At 66.7% G+C, this 16,869-nt stretch carries 11 protein-coding genes; 5 read left to right on the top strand and 6 right to left on the bottom strand.

The window, feature by feature from the left end; all coding sequences use genetic code 11:
* Nucleotides 1-393: 393 nt before the first annotated feature.
* From ACTJKY_RS17020 to ACTJKY_RS16995, 6 genes are all read right to left on the bottom strand, one after another.
* The gene (locus ACTJKY_RS17020; protein WP_440847292.1) at nt 394-1,140 is read right to left on the bottom strand and encodes an HAD-IIB family hydrolase; all 747 of its coding nucleotides are present in this window, start codon (nt 1,138-1,140) and stop codon (nt 394-396) included.
* A gap of 22 nt (nt 1,141-1,162) precedes the next feature.
* Entirely contained in the window at nt 1,163-2,326 is a 1,164-nt protein-coding gene (locus tag ACTJKY_RS17015) for a hybrid sensor histidine kinase/response regulator (protein WP_440847291.1), read from the bottom strand.
* Nucleotides 2,327-2,349: 23 nt separating this feature from the next.
* On the bottom strand, nt 2,350-2,907 hold the full coding sequence (locus ACTJKY_RS17010; protein ID WP_440847290.1) for a chemotaxis protein CheB: 558 nt from the start codon (nt 2,905-2,907) through the stop codon (nt 2,350-2,352).
* Entirely contained in the window at nt 2,904-3,743 is an 840-nt protein-coding gene (locus ACTJKY_RS17005) for a CheR family methyltransferase (protein WP_440847289.1), read from the bottom strand. Before ACTJKY_RS17005 ends, ACTJKY_RS17010 begins: the two co-directional genes overlap by 4 nt.
* The gene (locus ACTJKY_RS17000) at nt 3,740-7,186 is read right to left on the bottom strand and encodes a response regulator (RefSeq protein WP_440847288.1); all 3,447 of its coding nucleotides are present in this window, start codon (nt 7,184-7,186) and stop codon (nt 3,740-3,742) included. Before ACTJKY_RS17000 ends, ACTJKY_RS17005 begins: the two co-directional genes overlap by 4 nt.
* Before the next feature lie 108 nt (nt 7,187-7,294).
* Complete coding sequence (locus ACTJKY_RS16995) at nt 7,295-10,282, bottom strand: TonB-dependent receptor (protein WP_440847287.1); 2,988 nt, start codon at nt 10,280-10,282, stop codon at nt 7,295-7,297.
* A gap of 284 nt (nt 10,283-10,566) precedes the next feature.
* Here ACTJKY_RS16995 and ACTJKY_RS16990 point away from each other — a divergent pair, with 284 nt between their 5' ends.
* The 5 genes from ACTJKY_RS16990 to ACTJKY_RS16970 are packed head-to-tail and all read left to right on the top strand — an operon-like array spanning nt 10,567 to nt 16,629.
* Nucleotides 10,567-11,958 carry a 3-keto-disaccharide hydrolase gene (locus ACTJKY_RS16990; RefSeq protein WP_440847286.1) on the top strand — a complete coding sequence of 464 codons (1,392 nt, stop codon included), beginning with the start codon at nt 10,567-10,569 and terminating at the stop codon, nt 11,956-11,958.
* A gap of 58 nt (nt 11,959-12,016) precedes the next feature.
* Nucleotides 12,017-13,330, top strand: coding sequence for a Gfo/Idh/MocA family protein (locus ACTJKY_RS16985; protein ID WP_440847285.1), 1,314 nt, complete (start codon nt 12,017-12,019; stop codon nt 13,328-13,330).
* A 1-nt stretch (nt 13,331) separates the two neighbouring features.
* Entirely contained in the window at nt 13,332-14,165 is an 834-nt protein-coding gene (locus ACTJKY_RS16980) for an FAD:protein FMN transferase (RefSeq protein ID WP_440847284.1), read from the top strand.
* Entirely contained in the window at nt 14,162-15,424 is a 1,263-nt protein-coding gene (locus ACTJKY_RS16975; protein WP_440847283.1) for a Gfo/Idh/MocA family protein, read from the top strand. Before ACTJKY_RS16980 ends, ACTJKY_RS16975 begins: the two co-directional genes overlap by 4 nt.
* 23 nt (nt 15,425-15,447) lie before the next feature.
* Nucleotides 15,448-16,629, top strand: coding sequence for a Gfo/Idh/MocA family protein (locus ACTJKY_RS16970; RefSeq protein WP_440847282.1), 1,182 nt, complete (start codon nt 15,448-15,450; stop codon nt 16,627-16,629).
* The last annotated feature ends 240 nt before the right edge of the window (nt 16,630-16,869 follow it).

The raw sequence follows: 16,869 nt of genomic DNA, 5'->3' as shown, positions 1-16,869 counted from the left end.
ATCGTTGTGCCATCGGCGACGGTCGGATTCGGCGCGCATTGCGCCTGCGCGGTCGCCGGGAGGAGTATGCCCCACACGAGCGCGCTCGTACCGAGCGCAAGCGAACGCCGACGGCTACGCCGCGACGACACAAAACCAACCATCTTCTATTCCCCCTTATCGGCGCGAACGCCGATGCCGATAAAGTGAAATATTGCGGAGAAGTCCAGACATTCCAGGCGATATTTTGCGTTTTGATTGCGGCTGATGCAAAGCGCTATGCTGCTCGCTCGCCGATCTTGCTGCGCCGCGAAACGCGGCCAGTGAGGCGGACGCTGCCGAAAGAGGGACGCAAGGCCACGCCGCGCATCGGCGCGATATCCGATCGGGCATTACGTCGGGCTGCGGGCCGGCCTATGCGTTCCAGGCGATGAGCGCCTCCAGGATCGCGCCGGTTTCCGCCGGATCGCGCACGCGCACGCTGTCGATGCCCGCCGCTCGCACCGGATCGTCATTGCCGCCCGGATAGATGGCGTCGCCAAAGAAGAGGATCGCCCCGCGCCGAACCCCGGCATGTTCGACCAGCCGCGCAATGGCATAGGCCTTGTCGACGCCCGCACGCGTTATGTCGATCGACGTCGTGCCCCCGATCCTGATCGAGAAGCCGGGCAGTTGGGCGGCCAGCGTCCGTTGCAGCGCCGTTCGTTTGGCCTGATCCGGATCCCACGCCTTTTTCGCCTCGACCGGCGCCTCCTGCCCCAAGGCCGAAAAGGTGATTTGCGTGCCGCGATCCTCGATCTGCTCGCCCCATAGCCGCTCGGGCACGATGCCCGATTGCGCCACGGCTTGCGCCAATGCCGTCAAGATCTGCGTGCGTTCCGCGGAGGTGAACGTCTCGGCATAGATTTGCCGCCAGCTGCGATCGACGAAGCGGTAGAGCTTCGCGCCCGTGGTCGGCATGATGAACAGCCGCGCCAGATCGGCATCGGCCGGCAATCGGGAGACGACCTGCCGCTCGAACTGCGTCCAGTCGCCGCCCGAGATCACCGCGACCATGGCCAAATCGAGCAGGGAGCGCAGACGCGCGGCCATGTCCGCTTCGAGCGGCTGCTTGCTTTCGGCCAGTGTGCCGTCGAGGTCGAAGGCGATCAACTGCTTCACGCGATCCTCCTACAGTAGCGTGTCACGCGTCATCGGCAGGTCCCGACCCCGCCTGTCCGCGGCATGCCGTTTCCCGCTCGCAGGGTAGCACCACGCGGAAGGTGGAGCCCTGGCCCACCACACTTTCCTTCAGCACGATCGTGCCCCCGTGCAGCGTCACCAACTGCCGGACCAGCGCGAGACCGATCCCCAGCCCGTCCGATGGTTCACCGCCGCGCTCCACCTGAGCGAACAGATCGAAGACCTGCGCCTGCATCTCCGGCGGAATGCCGAGGCCCGTATCGGTCACCTCGATCACAGCCTCTCCTGCGTCTGCCCGCACGCGGAGGATGATGGCCCCTCCCGGCGGCGAGTATTTTGCGGCATTGGACAGGAGATTGCTCACCACCTGAGCAATACGGGCCTGGTCCGCGTGCAGCCAGATCGGTCCCTCGGGACTGTCGATCGTCAGGCGGTGCTCCCGTGCCTCGATCTGCGGGCGGCTGAGCTCGATCGCCAGGGCAACCGCATCGGCCAGGTCGATGCGCTCGGCGCGCAGCACGATCTTCCCCTGGTCGATTCGGGCGACATCGAGCAGATCCTCGATCAGGCGACTCATGTGATTCACCTGTCGTTCCATGCGCTGGCGCACCGGCTCCGCGGCCTCACCGTCGGTCCTGCGCCGGAGAAGATGCAGCCCGGCGCCAAAAGCCATGATCGGGTTGCGCAGCTCGTGCCCCACCATCCCGAGAAAGGCGTTCTTGCGGCGATCCGCCAGCCGGAGACTTTCCGTCAGCCGGGCGAGTTCGTCGCGCTGCGCGATGATCTGGCGGCGCTGCTCGTAGAGATCGAAAAAGACGTTGCTCTTCGAACGGAGGATGCCGGCGTCGATCGGCTTCTGGAGGAAGTCGACCGCGCCCGCCTCATAGCCGCGAAAACGGCGCTGGGCATCGGCGCTGCCGGCGGTGAGGAAGATGATCGGCACATGCCGGGTGCGCTCGTTCCCGCGCAGGAACTCGGCGAGCTCGAAGCCGTCCATACCGGGCATCTGCACGTCGAGCAACGCCAGCGCGACGTCGTGGACCAGCAGCAGCTCGAGCGCCTCGTCGCCCGAGCGCGCCTTGAGGCATTCCAGGCCGTCGCGCCGCAGCAGCGCTTCCAGCGCCAGCAGATTCTCGTCGAGATCGTCGACGAGGAGGAACTTCACGGGTTGGGGGGCGGGCATTCAGCTCAGGCCAATCGTAGGAGGTGTGGGGCGATCGCGTCGATCGCCAGGCGGGTTGCGCCCGGATTGGCGGCGAGGCCGGCGGCAGGCATGGTAGGTACGCGGGCGGTCGCCGGATTCTCGACGATCGCGGTCCCGCCGGTGCGGGCGACGGCGCGCAGGCCCTCGGCACCGTCTTGGTTGGCGCCGGTGAGCAGCACCGCGATCAGCCGGCTGCGGAGCGCATCCGCGGCGCTTTCCAGCAGCAGGTCGATCGAGGGGCGGCTGTGGTTGACCGGCTCGTCGGCAGACAGCGCCATGCTGCCGTCGGGCTCGACGAGCAGATGGTAGTTGGCAGGCGCGAAATAGATCGTGCCGCGTTCGGGGACCTGCTTGTCCTCAGCCTCGCACACCTGCATCGCGCAGCGCGACTGGAACAGCGCCGCCAGACCATGGTCGTGATCGGGCGGCACATGGACGACGATCAGCACCGGGCGCGGGAAGTCTGCCGGAAGGGCCGGCAGCAGCGTGAGCAGCGCCTGGACGCCCCCCGCCGACGCGCCGATGACGACCATGCCGCTCATCGTTCGCGCCGCTGGTAGATCTTTTCCTCGCGGACAAAGTCGGCGAAGCCGGCGGCATGATCGGAGAAGCGCAGGCTCTCCTTGCGGCCGAGACCGAGGAAGCCGCGGCGGACCAGCGATTCCTCGAACAGCCCGACGGCGCGTTCCTGCAGCGCGCGATCGAAATAGATCAGCACGTTGCGGCAAGAAATCAGGTGCATCTCGGCGAACACCGAGTCTGTCGCCAGGCTGTGATCGGAGAAGACGACATTGGCGCGCAGGCTGCTGTCGAAGATCGCCCGGTCATAATCCGCCACATAATAGTCGGAGAGCGAGGTGCGCGCGCCGGACTTCTGGTGGTTCTCGGTGAACTTGCGGATCTGGTCGAGCGGATAGACCCCCGCCTCCGCCGCCTTCAGCGCCTTGGGATTGATGTCGGTGGCGTAGAAGATCGTGCGCTGCTCCAGCCCCTCCTCGCGGAACAGCATCGCGAGCGAATAGACTTCCTCGCCGTTGCTGCAGCCGGCGATCCACACCTTGAGCGAGGGATAGGTGCGCAAATGCGGGATCACCTTCTCGCGCAGCGCCCGGAAATAGCTGGGGTCGCGGAACATCTCGCTCACCTGGACGGTGAGATAGTTGAGCAGCTTGGCCAGCATGTCCGGATCGCGCAGCAGCCGCTCCTGCAGCGCGGAGAAGCTACTCACCCCCAGCCGCCCGCGCGCCTGGATCAGCCGCCGCTTGATCGAGGCGCGGGCATAGTGCCGGAAGTCGTAATGGTAGCGCCGGTACAGCGCCTCGAGCAGCAGCTCGATCTCGATATCGTCGATATCGGGTTCCGGAGTTTCTTCATTCATCGCGGCATCCAAACGCGGACGAGCGACAAGAGTTTATCGACGTCGATCGGCTTCGCCATGTAATCGCTGGCGCCCGCCTCGATGCAGCGTTCCTGGTCGTCGGGCATCGCCTTTGCGGTGAGCATGATGATCGGCAGCTTGGCCCAGCGCGGATCCTGGCGGATGGCGCGGGTGGCGGTGAGGCCGTCCATCACCGGCATCATCACGTCCATCAGCGCGAGATCGACTCCCTTTTCGGGATCGCCCGCCGCCTCCGCGAGGGCGTCGAGCGCCTCCTGGCCGTTGCGGGCGATGCGGACGAGCACGCCGCGCGGCTCCAGCACACTGGTCAGCGAATAGACGTTGCGGACGTCATCCTCGACGATCAGCACCCGCCTGCCCTCCAGCACCGCATCACGGCGGCGGGCGGCCTGGATCATCTCCTGCTGCTCGCTCGGCAGCTCGGAGACTACCTGGTGGAGGAACAGCGAAACCTCGTCGAGCAGCCGCTCGGGCGACTTGGCGCCCTTAATGATGATCGAGCTGGAATAGCGCCGCAGCTTCTGCTCGTCGTCGGCGCTGAGATCGTGGCCGGTATAGACGATGACCGGCGGGAAGCTGTGCGAACCGTCCTCCGCGCTCAGCGTCTCGAGCAGCGAATAGCCCGAGGCATCGGGCAGCGACAGGTCGAGCACCATGCAGTCGAAGGTCTGGCTGCGCAGCATCTCCAGGCACTCGGCGGCAGTGGCGACGCCGACCGTCTCGACATCGTCGGTCTGAAGCAGCCGGGCGACCGCGTCGCGCTGGACGGAATCGTCCTCGACGATCAGCACGCGGCGGACGCGGCTGGCGGTGCGCTCCTGCAGGTTCTGCAGCACTTCGGCCAGTAGCTCGCGCTTGATCGGCTTGATGTGATAGCCGACCGCGCCGAGCGAGAGCGCCGTCTGGCTCTGGTCGGCGGCGGAGATGACGTGGATCGGGATGTGCCGGGTCGCGTCTTCCTGCTTGAGCTGGTCGAGCACGATCAGCCCGGACTGGTCGGGCAGCCCCAGATCGAGCACCACCGCGCTCGGACGGTAGGTCCGGGCGAGGTGCAGCGCCTCGTCGGCGGTGCTGGCGACCAGACACTGGAAGCCAAGCTCGCGCGACAGGTCGCAGACGATCGACGCGAAGACGGGGTCATCCTCGATCACCAGCAGATGGCGGCCGCCAACGACCAGCGCGTCGCGATCGTCCTCCAGCACCCAGTCGGCCGCCGCAGGGGCGCGACGCGGCGGGCTCGGGGGCGTCACCGGCGCGGGCGCGGCAATGGACTTTGCCGGGGCGACCGGCGCGAGGGGAAGCGTGCGCGGCGCCACCCCGTCCGCATCGTAATGGACCGGCAGCGTCAGCGTGAAGGTGCTGCCCTCGCCTGCCCGGCTCTCCAGCGTGATGCCGCCGCCGAGCAGCCGCGCCAGTTCGCGCGAGATCGACAGGCCGAGCCCGGTGCCGCCATAGCGCCGGTTGATCGTCCCGTCGGCCTGGTGGAAGGCCTCGAAGATCATCTTCTGCTGTTCGGGCGAGATGCCGATGCCGGTGTCGCGCACCGCAAAGGCGATCCGCTCGCCCTCCGCGCGTACCTGCAATCGCACCGAGCCCTTCTCGGTGAACTTGAGCGCGTTCGACAGCAGGTTCTTGAGGATCTGCTCCAGCCGCATCCGGTCGGACTCGATGCCCTTCGGCGCGGTTTCGTCGAACAGGATCTCCAGCGCGATCCCGCGCTGCTCTGCCACCGGCTGGAACACCTGGCGCAGATCGGTGCCGAGCCGTGCCAGGCTCACCGGCTCGGGGCGGATATCGACATGGCCGGCCTCGATCTTCGACAGGTCGAGAATATCATTGATCAGCGTGAGCAGATCGTTGCCCGAGGATTCGATCGTGCGGGCGAACTTCACCTGCTCGGCGGTGAGTGTGGCGGGACCATTGTCGCCGAGCAGCTTGGCGAGGATCAGCAGCGAGTTGAGCGGCGTGCGCAGCTCGTGGCTCATGTTCGCCAGGAAGTCGCTCTTGTACTGGCTGGCCTGCTCCAGTTCGCGCGTCTTGACGAGCAGCGCGGCGCTGCCGCGTTCGAGCTCGTCGCGCTGGTTCTCGAGCGCCTGGGTCTGTTCCTCCAGCTGGCTGTTGGTCTGTTCCAGCTCGACCTGCTGCTGCTCCAGCATCGCCTGGGATTCGCGCAGTGCCCGGCCCTGCTCTTCCAGCTCCTCGTTGTTGACCTGGAGCTCCTCGCTCTGGGTCTGCAGCTCCGCGGCCTGCCGCTGGGTTTCCTCCAACGCGTCCTGCAGCTGGGCGCGGAAGCGTGCGGAGCGCAGCGCGACGCCGATCGCGGGCGAGGCGCGCTCCAGCAGCTCCAGCATCATCGGGTCGGTCGGGTAGAAGAAACCGAGTTCGATCACGGCATTGACCATGTCGTCGGCCTTGGCGGGCACGATCATCAGGTGGCGCGGCTTGTCGCTGCCGAAGGCCGAGCCGATCTCCAGATAATGGTCGGGCACATCGTCGAGCAGGATCGGCTTGCCCTCGGCGGCGACGCGGCCGAGCAGCCCCTCGCGCAAGCCGAACGCCTCCGGCACATCGGCGTCGCCGGGCACGCCCAGCGTGGCGACGCGGCGGAACACCCCCGCCTCGCCCTTGAACAGCGCGCCGGCCTGGAACCCGAGCTTGTCCGCCAGGTAGCCGAGCACCGCCTCGGAGATCTCCTCCACCGTTCGGTCCCCCCGCACGGCGGCCGAAATGCCGAGCAGGCCGTTCTGCAGCCACTCCTCCCGGGCGCGGGCGCGCAGGTTGCGACGCACCAGCACGAAGATCATCAGAGTCAGCGCGGCCCCGATCAGGCTGGAGATGAGCCCGCTGGCGATCGCCGCCCGCGACGCCGCTGCCATGTCCTCGAGCCGCTCCTGGCGCAGGCGTCCTTCCTCGACGGCCATGACGGCAAGCTGGGCGCGGATCGCGTCCATGCTGTTCTTGCCGACGCCGGTCTCGACGACGGCGAGCGCTTCGGAAAGCCCCTGGGTGCGGCGAAGATCGATTGTCTCGCGCAACTCCGCCAGCTTGACGCCGACCTCGCGGCGCAGCTGGACAATGTTGTTCTGCTGGACCGCGTTGTCGCTGACCAGATTCTGGAGGTGGTCCAGCCGGGCGTCGAGCGTTTCGGTCGCCTTGGCATAGGGCTCGAGATAGCTCTGCCCGCCGGTCAGCAGAAAGCCGCGTTGGCCGGTCTCGGCATCCTGCACCGTGGAGAGCAGCTCGTCGAGCGCGATCAGCACGGTGTGGCTGTGGCGGATCGCAGCGTCGCTTTCCCCAAGCGCCACCACGTTGCGATAGGCGAGCGCACCGCTGATCAGGAAAAACGCCAGGCCGACCACCAGCCCGGCGGTCGTCCAGGCGAAACGCCCACCGGAGTCGCGCAACAAATTCCGACGCTTCATGCACCTGATCCCAGAATAGGCCCCAGGATCCGCATACCGCGCTGCGAGAGGAGAGCAATAGTCCTCGCGGACAGGGCGGGACAGGCAAGCCGCCTGTCCCCCAAGGAGTTAGAATACGAAGTTCACCGCGAGTGCGTAGGTCCGCCCGAAATAGGCGGTGTAGAGCGGATCCTGACGGACCGTGTCCACCGTCAGCCGGTTGGTCTCGTTGGTGATGTTCTGCACCTCGGCGATCAGCTTGATATGCTCGCTGAGATTGTACGAGGCCGAGGCATCGACGAAGATCGAACGGGAATTGGCCGTCGAGTCCGCATCGACCGATCCGCTCGGCACCGCAGTGAGGAAGGACGAGCGGTAGTTGACCGTCGAGCGGATGCTGAACTTGCTGTCTTCATAGTAGAGCGTACCGCTCGCCGTCTCGGGCGACAGGCCGACCAGCGGCGCGGTGCGCGAGAGCGTGGGCGAGATGATGTAGTTGATGTTCGACCGCACCCGCGTGAAATTGCCCAGCGCGCCGAAATTCTTGAGCACGCCCGGCAGGAAGGTGAAGGGCAGCTGCACGTTCACTTCGAAGCCGCGCAGCGGGCCGCCCGGGGTGTTGTTGCTGCGCTGGACGGTGAACTGGTCCGTCGGGCGCAGCTGGGTGCCGTTGAGCAGCGAGAGCGGCAGGCCGATCTCCTGGAAGGGCAGGCTCTGGCTGGTCGTCTGGATATAGGTCTCGATGTTCTTGTGGAAATAGGCGACCGATAGCAGCGATCCGGGCCGGAAGTACCATTCCAGCGCCGCGTCAAAGGTATTGGCGCGGATCGGATCGAGGAACGGGTTGCTGAACGACGCGGTCTGGATCGCCAGATTGGCCGAGCCCGCCGGGATCAGCTGGCCGTAGGAGGGCCGCGACATGACCCGCGCCGCCGAAACGCGTGCGATCAGGCTGGGCGTGATGTCGAGCGCGAGGTTCATCGACGGCAGCCAGTCCTCATAGGAGCGGCTGACATTGGAGATGACGAAGCGCGACGGGTAGAGCGATCCCGCCGGCGAGGCGGTGGTGATCGGGCCATAGGTATCAAGGCTGGTGCGGACATAGCGCACGCCCGCATCGCCGCGCAGCGCGAAGGGCAGGATGTTCGCCGTGTCGAACTTGGCCATAAGATAGCCCGAGGCGTATTTCTCGTCGACGCCGCCATAGGTGCCCTTGGCGCATTCGATGCTGCAATAGACATAGTTGTCGAGCCCGGTGACCTGGCGGAACTTGTCCGGATCGATCGAGACGAAGTCCTGCAGATTGCCGCCGAGATTCTTGCCGATGCCGGTGGTGACGAAGCTGAAATTGGCGATCGAGGCGCCCGCCGGCAGCGCCAGCGGGGTGTTGGTGGCGAGCTGGCGTTCGCGCGCGGTGTATTTGTTGGTGCGATACTGGCCGCCCGCCTGGATCGAGAAGCCGGGCGTCACCTTCCAGTCGGCATTGAGCTCGAAGGTCTTGCTGGTGATCGTGTTGCGGCGGATGAAGTTGGACAGCTGGCCGCGCTGGTCGCCATTGGCGAGTGGCGGGCCGTACTGGAACACCGCCGGATTGGTGGTGTCGATACCGTAGCCGATCTTCGGGATGTTCGGATTGTCGCGGAAGTCGATCGACCAGTTCCGTGTATCGTTGGAGTCGATCGCCACCTGCAGGCGGTTCACGTCGAGCGTCGACTGGTTGATGCCGGCCAGGCCGAACAGCCGGAAAGCGTCCGAGAAGCGGTGGTCGAAGTTGAGGTTCGCCTGCTTGTATTCGGAGGTGAAGCGCTCGTCCTGCATTTCCGAGCGGAGGTCGACCCCGTCGAACAGGCCGTGGATCAGCGAGCCGTTGCCGTCGACCTCGATCTCGCGCACCGAAGTGAGCGGCTGGCCGTTGTTGGAGATGGCGCGGCCGAACGAACGCGCGTCGAACATCGTGTCGAGCCGTTTGACCTTGAAGCGCGAATAGAGCCCGTCGAGCGAGATGTCGGTATTGTCGTCGGGCTTGAACTGGAAGGTCAGCGAGCCGGCGAGGCGCTCCTGGTTCTGGCTGCCCTTCACCGGGCGCGGCAGGCGCGGCAGGTAGACGCCGCCGCCGGGCTTCCCGTTCACGCCGGTACGGCTCATGATATAGTCATACGCCGCCTGGGTGCCGGTGCGCGGGTTGTTGGTGCTGCAATTGTTGGCGTCCGCGCCGATCGCGGCGCCGCTCGGCTGGGTATAGCCGGGCACCGGACTGTTTACCGGCGCGCCCTTGTAGATATAGCCTACGGGGGTGCAGAAGGGGAAGATCACGCCCGCATTGGCCGTGCCCGCCGGCTGGGCAAGGCCGTAAACGGTCGTCGGCACCACGTCCGCTGCCGAATAGGCATATTCGTCGATATGGCGCTTCGAGTAGGCGATGCTGCCGAGCACGCCGAAGCTGTCGCCGAACTTCTTGGAGACCAGCGCGGAGAGGCGCGGATCGACGTCCTTGCGGATGTCGTTGTAGATCCCACGCGCCGTGGCGGAAAAGACGAAGTCCTTCTTCTGGTCGAACGGCTTGGGCGCGCGCAGATCGACCGTCGCACCCAGCGAGCCCTCCTCGACATCGGCCGAAGTCGTCTTGCGCACGGTGAGCGCCGAGAAGATCTCGGTCGGGAAGGTCACGAAGTCGAAAGAACGGCCGGTGGCGACGCCGCCGCGAATGTCGCTGCCGCTGACCTGCGACACGCCTTCCATGCCGTTGATCCGCACGCGGGTGAACTGCGCGCCGAGGCCGCGAACCGAGATGTTGCGCCCCTCGCCGCCGTCACCGCGCGAGAGTGCCACGCCCGGGATGCGCTGCATCGACTCGGCGAGGTTCGAGTCCGGAAACTTGCCGATATCTTCCGCAACGATACTGTCGACCGCGGCGGTCTCCGAACGCTTCAGGTTCAGCGCGCTGTTGAGCGAGGCGCGGAAGCCGGTGACGACGATTTCGTTGTTCTGCGCATCGCTCTCCGGCGCAGAGGCAGGTTGCTCCGGTGCGGTCTGTGCGGCGGCGGAAGTTGCGATCAGCGCGGCGAGCGCACTGCACGATGCGAACAAGGCGCGTTTGTGGCCACGATAGGTGCCCATTTCCCCTCTCCCATTTTCGCGCGCACCTGTGTCTACGTCTTTTGATGCGCGGGTGGTGTCGCCCCCGTCTTCGGATGTACGACCTGCAATAATGCGTAACAGGCGGCATCATGTCTGGCAACTGTGCCTGACCAATTTGCCAGATAGCGTTGTCAGACCATTGTCGTGCCAGACAAGGTGCTTGCAAGTGGCCCGACCACGTTTTACGCCTAGCGCATCAAGAGCTTTTCGCCGCAAGCCTTTAGGAAGCGGACGAGGCCACTTCATGGATGAGGGGAGAGACTGTGGTTCGCACACTCGCACTGTTGGCCTTTGCCGTCCTGCCGGCAAGCACACTTCCCCTCGCCGCGGCACCGCCCGCCACCACCGCCCCCGCCGACGCTCCCTGGCGCAACCTCATGCCCAAAGGAGACCTTTCCGGCTGGCATCGCACCGGCGGCAACGCGACCTACGAAGTGGTGGGCGACGAGCTGGTCGGCCGCGCGGTGATCGGCAAGGGCAATAGCTGGCTGGTCTCGGACCAGCTCTATGGCGACTTCATCGTCGAGTTCGACGCCAAGACCGATCCCGCGCTCAACTCGGGCATGATGATCCGTGGCCAGAGCCGACCCGACTACCGGAACGGCGTGGTGTTCGGCTATCAGGCGGAGATCGACCCCTCGCCCCGCGCCTGGAGCGCCGGCATCTATGACGAGCAGCGCCGCCAATGGCTGTTCACGCTCGGCCGCAACGAGGCGGCGCGCAAGGCCTTCAAGCCCGGCGACTGGAACCACTACCGCGTCGAGGCGATCGGCAACCGCATCCGCACCTTCCTTAACGGCGTGCCTGCCGCGGATATCATCGACGATACAGATGCGCGCGGCTTCCTCGCCTTCCAGGTCCATGCCCTGCCCGACTCTGTCGCGGCCAAGGGCCCCGAGGTGCGCTTCAAGAGCCTGCGCATTATCACCGACTCCCCGGCCCGCTATGCGCTGCCCGAGACCAAGGTGGAGCAGCAGGGCTGGCAGCCGAACCAGCTGACCGCCGCCGAGCGCCGCGCCGGCTGGACTCTGTTGTGGGACGGCCGGACGGCCAAGGGCTGGCGCTCGGCCAAGGGCGGCGCCTTCCCGACCAAGGGTTGGAGCATCGCCGACGGCATCCTGACGGTCGAGAAGAATGGCGGCGGCGGCGACATCGCCACCGCGGCCAATTATCGCAACTTCGAGCTTTCGGTCGATTTCCGGCTGAGCGAGGGCGCCAATAGCGGCATCAAGTACCTCCTACCGCCGCTGCAGAATGGCGGCGTGTCCAATATCGGCTTCGAATATCAGCTGCTCGACGATGCCCGGCATCCCGATGCGAAGATGGGCCGGGACGGCAACCGCACGCTGGCCTCGCTCTACGACCTGATCCCGGCGCGCAACCTTTCCGATCCGTCGAGCCCCGGCAAGCGCGGCAACCCGCCGGGCGAATGGAACCGCGCGACGATCCTCGTGCGCGGGACTCATGTCGAGCATTGGCTGAACGGCTTCAAGGTCGTCGAGTATGAGCGCGGCTCGGATGCGCTCAAGGCGACCATCGCCGAGAGCAAGTTCGCCAAGATCGCCGGGTTCGGGACGACCGCCGAGGGCGCGATCCTGCTGCAGGACCATGGCGACCGGGTCGATTTCCGCTCGATCAAACTGCGCCGTTTCTGAGGAGTCCGCGCCGCGCCATTGTAATCACGACTATAAAGAACAGAGGGGAAGCACTGCCATGTTCGACCGTCGAACGATGATGAAGGGCGCCGCCGCGACCGGCGCACTGGCGATCAGCGCCAGCAGCTATGCGCGCATCCTGGGGGCGAACGATCGCATCCGCGTCGGCATCGTCGGCGTCAACGGCCGCGGCCAGGCGCATATGAGCGCCTTCGCCAAGCAGCCCAATGTCCAGGTGACCCATTTCGCCGACGTCGACTCCGCCGTGCTCGCCAAGCGGGCCGGCGAGTTCGCGAAGCGGCACGGTAACACGGTGGAGACCACCGGCGATTATCGTAAGCTGCTCGATACCAAGGCGGTGGACGTGATCACCGTCGCGACGCCCGACCATTGGCACGCCAAGGTCGCGATCGATGCGATGAATGCGGGCCGCAACGTCTATATCGAAAAGCCGATCGGCATCGCCCCGGCCGAAGGCGAAGCGCTGATCGCCGCGCAGAAGCGCACCGGCCGCGTGCTTCAGGTCGGCAACCAGCAGCGATCGGCGCTGGAGACGCGCCAGCTGCTCGACCTGATCCGCGCCGGCGAACTGGGCGACGTCTACGAGGCGCAGACCTGGTACGCCAACAACCGCAAGTCGATCGGCAAGGGCCAGATCGTGCCGCCGCCTGCCAATCTCGACTGGAATATGTGGCAGGGGCCGCGCCCGCGCGGGCCGTACCGCTCCAACCTCGTCCACTATAACTGGCACTGGTTCTGGAAGTACGGCACCGGCGAGATCTGCAACAACGCGATGCATGAGCTCGACATCGCCCGCTGGCTGATGGGCGTCACTTATCCCACCACCGTCACCGCACGCGGCGCCCGCCGCTTCTACCAGGGCGACGACTGGGAGATGTACGATTCGCTCGCGCTGAACCTCGGCTTCGACGGCGGGCGCACGATCCGTTGGGACGGCGAGAGCTGCAACGGCATGCTCCGCTATGGTCGCGGCCGGGGCACGCTGCTGCTCGGCACCAAGGGCTCGGCGGTGGTCGATCGCAACGGCTTCGAGCTGTACGACCTGGCCGGCAAGAAAACCCGCGAAGTGAAGGCGGCAGCGGAGTCGGAGACGACCGGTACCGTCGGCGAAGGTGCGCTCGACATCTACCATGCCGCGAACTTCCTCGGCGTGGTCCGCGGCACCGAGACGGCGCTGCACTCGCCGATCCAGGAGGGGCATATCAGCACCACGCTCTGCCACCTCGGCAACATGGCCTATCGCACCGGCGGGGCGCTGACCGTCGATCCCGCGACCGGCAAGCCCAAGGAAGCCGCCGCGCTGAAGCTCTGGGCGGTCGAGTATGAGCCCGGCTGGGAGGTGCGCGGCTGAGATGACGGACATGGAGGCGAGCGTGGCGCGGTTCGCCGCCATGGGTACGCGGGTCGAGCTGCACCTGTTCGGCTGCGACGACTCCGCCGCGCTCGCCGCCGCCAAGGCCGCGATCCTGTCGGTGGAGGACGCGCTGACGATCCACCGCCCCTCCCCCGCCACGGCGCTCAACGACGCGCTTTCCACCGGCGCGAGCGCGGTGGTGGAGGACCGGCTGCTGTTCGGCGCGCTGCTACAGGTGGACACCCTGTCGCGCGAGACCGGCGGGATGTTCGACCCCAGCCTCGGCCACTGGTCGGCACTCACGATCGACCGCGCCAGTCGCCATGTCTCCAGCACCCGCCCGCTGACCCTCGATTTCGGCGGTTTCGGCAAGGGCTATGCGCTCGACCACGCCGTCACTGCTCTCCGCGCGATGGGGGTGGCCTCCGCCCTGCTCTCCGCTGGCGAAAGCTCGATCGCCGTGCTCGGCCAGCACCCGCTCGGCGGCGGCTGGCCGCTTGCCGTGCCGCACCCTGAGGACGAGGGTGCATGGCTCGTAGAACTCGAGCTGCAGGACGCGTCGCTGTCGATCTCGTCCACCATCGGTGCCGGGGCCACCAAGCCGGGCCGCGCCGCAATAGTCCGCCCGACCAACGGCGCGATCGTCACCACCCCCGCCACCGCCGTCGCGGTCGCCGCGACCGGCGCCGAGGCGGAAGCGCTGAGCACCGCGCTGCTCGTCACCGACCCCGCCGCCCGCGAGCGGCTGCGTGCGGCCGCCCCCGATCACCGCTTCCTCTTTCCCCATGCCGCGCCCGTCGGCGCCGAGCGAGCACTGGAACCTACCGCATGACCGACGATGATTTCGCGCTTTCCCGCCGTACCTTCCTCGATCGCGTGCTGCTCGCCTCCGCCGGCGTCGGGATGAGCGCCGCCGCGCCCTGGGCTGCCCGCGCCGCCGAGGACATCGCCAAAGGCCAGCGCGTCCGCATCGGCGTGATCGGCACCGGCGATCGCGGCCGCACGCTGATCCAGAACCTCAACAAGACGCGCAACTGCACCGTCGCCGCGCTGTGCGGCAATTTCGAGCCGCACATGACCAAGGCACGCGCCTATGTGCCAGCGAACACGCCGATCTTCACCGATCACCGCAAGATGCTGGAGGCCCGCCAAATCGACGCGGTGGTGATCGCCACCCCGCTCGATCTCCACGCCCGCCACACGATGGACGCGCTCGATGCCGGCTATCCGGTGTTCTGCGAAAAGGCGATGGCGCGAACAATCGCCGATTGCAGCGCGATGGTCACCCGCGCCCGTGCACGCGGCAAGATCCTCCAAATCGGCCACCAGCGGCTGTTCAACCCGACCTATCTCAATGCGCTCAAGCGCGCCCAGGCCGGCGAGATCGGGCCGATCACACAGATCCGCGCCAGCTGGCACCGCAACCGCAGCTGGCGCCGCCAGATCCCGCCCGGCGGCACCGAGCGCGAGATCAACTGGCGGCTCTATCGCGATCGCTCGGCCGGGCTGATGACCGAGCTGGCGACGCACCAGCTCCAGGTCGCCAACTGGTTCATGGGCGGGCTGCCCACCCGCGTAATGGGCTCCGGCAGCATCTGCTTCTGGAAGGACGGCCGCGACGTCTACGACCAGGTCGCGCTGATCTACGATTACTCCGATGGCCGGAAGGTGATCTACACCTCCATGCTCAACAATGCGCGCTATGGCTGCGAGGAGCAGATCCAGGGCAGCAAGGGCACGATCGAGCCCGAGCTCGGCCGGATCTACCAGGAGGTCCAGCCGGGCGCCGTTCCCGCGCTCGCTCGCATGCGCGCCGACGTACAGGCCGGCCGCAAGAACACCGTGCCGATCGGCGGCGCTACCTGGTTCCCCGAACTCCCCGTCACCACCCCCGGCGATTCGCTCGGCTGGGGCGAATATGACGAGACGATGCTCCAGTTCGAGGGCTTTGGCGAAGCGGTGCGCAGCGGCAAGGAAGTGCCGGGACTACTCGCCCAGGCCTATCACGCCAGCGTCGCCTCGCTGCTCGGCGAGCAGGCGATCGATCAGGGCAAGGCGCTCGCCTGGCCGACCGACCTCGTCACCTTCTGACCTTCTCCCAAAGGGATAGCATCATGGACATGATCGATCGCCGCCTGCTCCTCGCCAGCGCCGGCCTTATCGGCGCCGGCCTCGCCGGCACGGCCCGCGCCCAATCGACTGCGCAGGGCAACGGCGTCTCCGCCAATGCCGCGCCGACCGGGCCGGACCCGAGCGCCAAGGACCGCATCCGCTTCGCCGTCATCGGGCTCGACCATTCGCACATCTATGCGATCACCGATGCGCTGATCCGCGGCGGCGGCACGCTGGTGGCGGTGCATGCGAGCGATCCCCAGCAACTCGTGCCCTTCCGCGCTCGCTATGGCGACGTGAAGGTGGCGCGCAGCGAGGCCGAAATCCTCGACGACAAGAGCGTGCAGGTCGTCGCCAGCGCCTCGATCCCCAATCTCCGCGCGCCGCTCGGCGTCCGGGTGATGCGGGCAGGCAAGGACTTCCTCTCGGACAAGCCCGGCATCACCAGCCTCGCGCAGCTCGCCGAGGTGCGCCGGACGATCGCCGAGACGAAGCGCAAGTTCGCGATCATGTATTCGGAGCGGCTCGAAGTGCGCGCGGCGGTTAAGGCGGGCGAGCTCGTCCATGCAGGGGCGATCGGCCGCGTCGTCCAGACCATCAACATCGCCCCGCACCGGGTGAGCGCGCCGAGCCGCCCCGAATGGTTCTGGGACGTCGCCAATTATGGCGGCATCCTCACCGATATCGGCAGCCACCAGGCCGACCAGTTCGTCTTCTACACCGGCTCCACCGAGGCGCAGGTCGTCGCTTCGCAGGTTGGCAACTTCGCCACGCCGAACCACCCGAAGTTCCAGGATTTCGGTGACATGATGATGACCGGCAATGGCGGCACCGGCTATGTCCGCGTCGACTGGTACACCCCCGACGGCTTGCCGACCTGGGGCGACGGGCGCGTCTTCATCCTCGGCACCGAAGGCTATATCGAGCTGCGCAAGTACGTCGACATCCAGGGTCGGCCCGGCGGAAACCACCTGTTCCTCGCCGACCGCAAGGGCACCCGCTACATCGACTGCAACGCCGTGCCGCTGCCCTTCGGCCCCCAGTTCGTCACCGATGTGGTCCAGCGCACCGAGGTCGCGCAGAATCAGGCCCAGGCGCTGCTCGCCGCCGAGCTGGTGCTGACCGCGCAGGACAAGGCGCGGACGCTCGCGGGCGGGCAGCGGCCGCCGGTACAGGGCGGCTGATGCAGCGCTGAGGTTGGAAGGGAAAGTCTGCTCCGCAACGGTCCTTCGCGACCCACCCGACGGCAGCGCCGCCAAGCGCCTGACGGGCTTCGAAATAGCGTTGCGATGACCCAACGCCCGTGCGGGCATCGGGCGATGCTGTTGTGCGAATGCATGCCCGCTACCCCTCCGTTCCGGACCAGCTTCCCCTTTGCCTACCGCCGGCGCTCGGCGATGAAGGGGCGAACATAGCGGAAACAT

The sequence above is a fragment of the Sphingomonas sp. 22176 genome (assembly GCF_052045505.1).
Classification (GTDB): domain Bacteria; phylum Pseudomonadota; class Alphaproteobacteria; order Sphingomonadales; family Sphingomonadaceae; genus Sphingomonas.
The sequence above is the reverse complement of the archived record's forward strand: the minus strand, read 5'-3'. Positions and strand labels throughout refer to the sequence as shown.

Excerpts from the sequence above, each read along its gene's own strand:
- ACTJKY_RS16985 (WP_440847285.1), top strand. The coding sequence starts at position 12,017 with ATGTTCGACCGTCGAACGATGATGAAGGGCGCCGCCGCGACCGGCGCA.
- ACTJKY_RS16970 (WP_440847282.1), top strand. The coding sequence starts at position 15,448 with ATGGACATGATCGATCGCCGCCTGCTCCTCGCCAGCGCCGGCCTTATC.
- ACTJKY_RS16980 (WP_440847284.1), top strand. The coding sequence starts at position 13,332 with ATGACGGACATGGAGGCGAGCGTGGCGCGGTTCGCCGCCATGGGTACG.
- ACTJKY_RS17000 (WP_440847288.1), bottom strand. The coding sequence starts at position 7,186 with ATGAAGCGTCGGAATTTGTTGCGCGACTCCGGTGGGCGTTTCGCCTGG.
- ACTJKY_RS17005 (WP_440847289.1), bottom strand. The coding sequence starts at position 3,743 with ATGAATGAAGAAACTCCGGAACCCGATATCGACGATATCGAGATCGAG.
- ACTJKY_RS17010 (WP_440847290.1), bottom strand. The coding sequence starts at position 2,907 with ATGAGCGGCATGGTCGTCATCGGCGCGTCGGCGGGGGGCGTCCAGGCG.
- ACTJKY_RS16975 (WP_440847283.1), top strand. The coding sequence starts at position 14,162 with ATGACCGACGATGATTTCGCGCTTTCCCGCCGTACCTTCCTCGATCGC.
- ACTJKY_RS16995 (WP_440847287.1), bottom strand. The coding sequence starts at position 10,282 with ATGGGCACCTATCGTGGCCACAAACGCGCCTTGTTCGCATCGTGCAGT.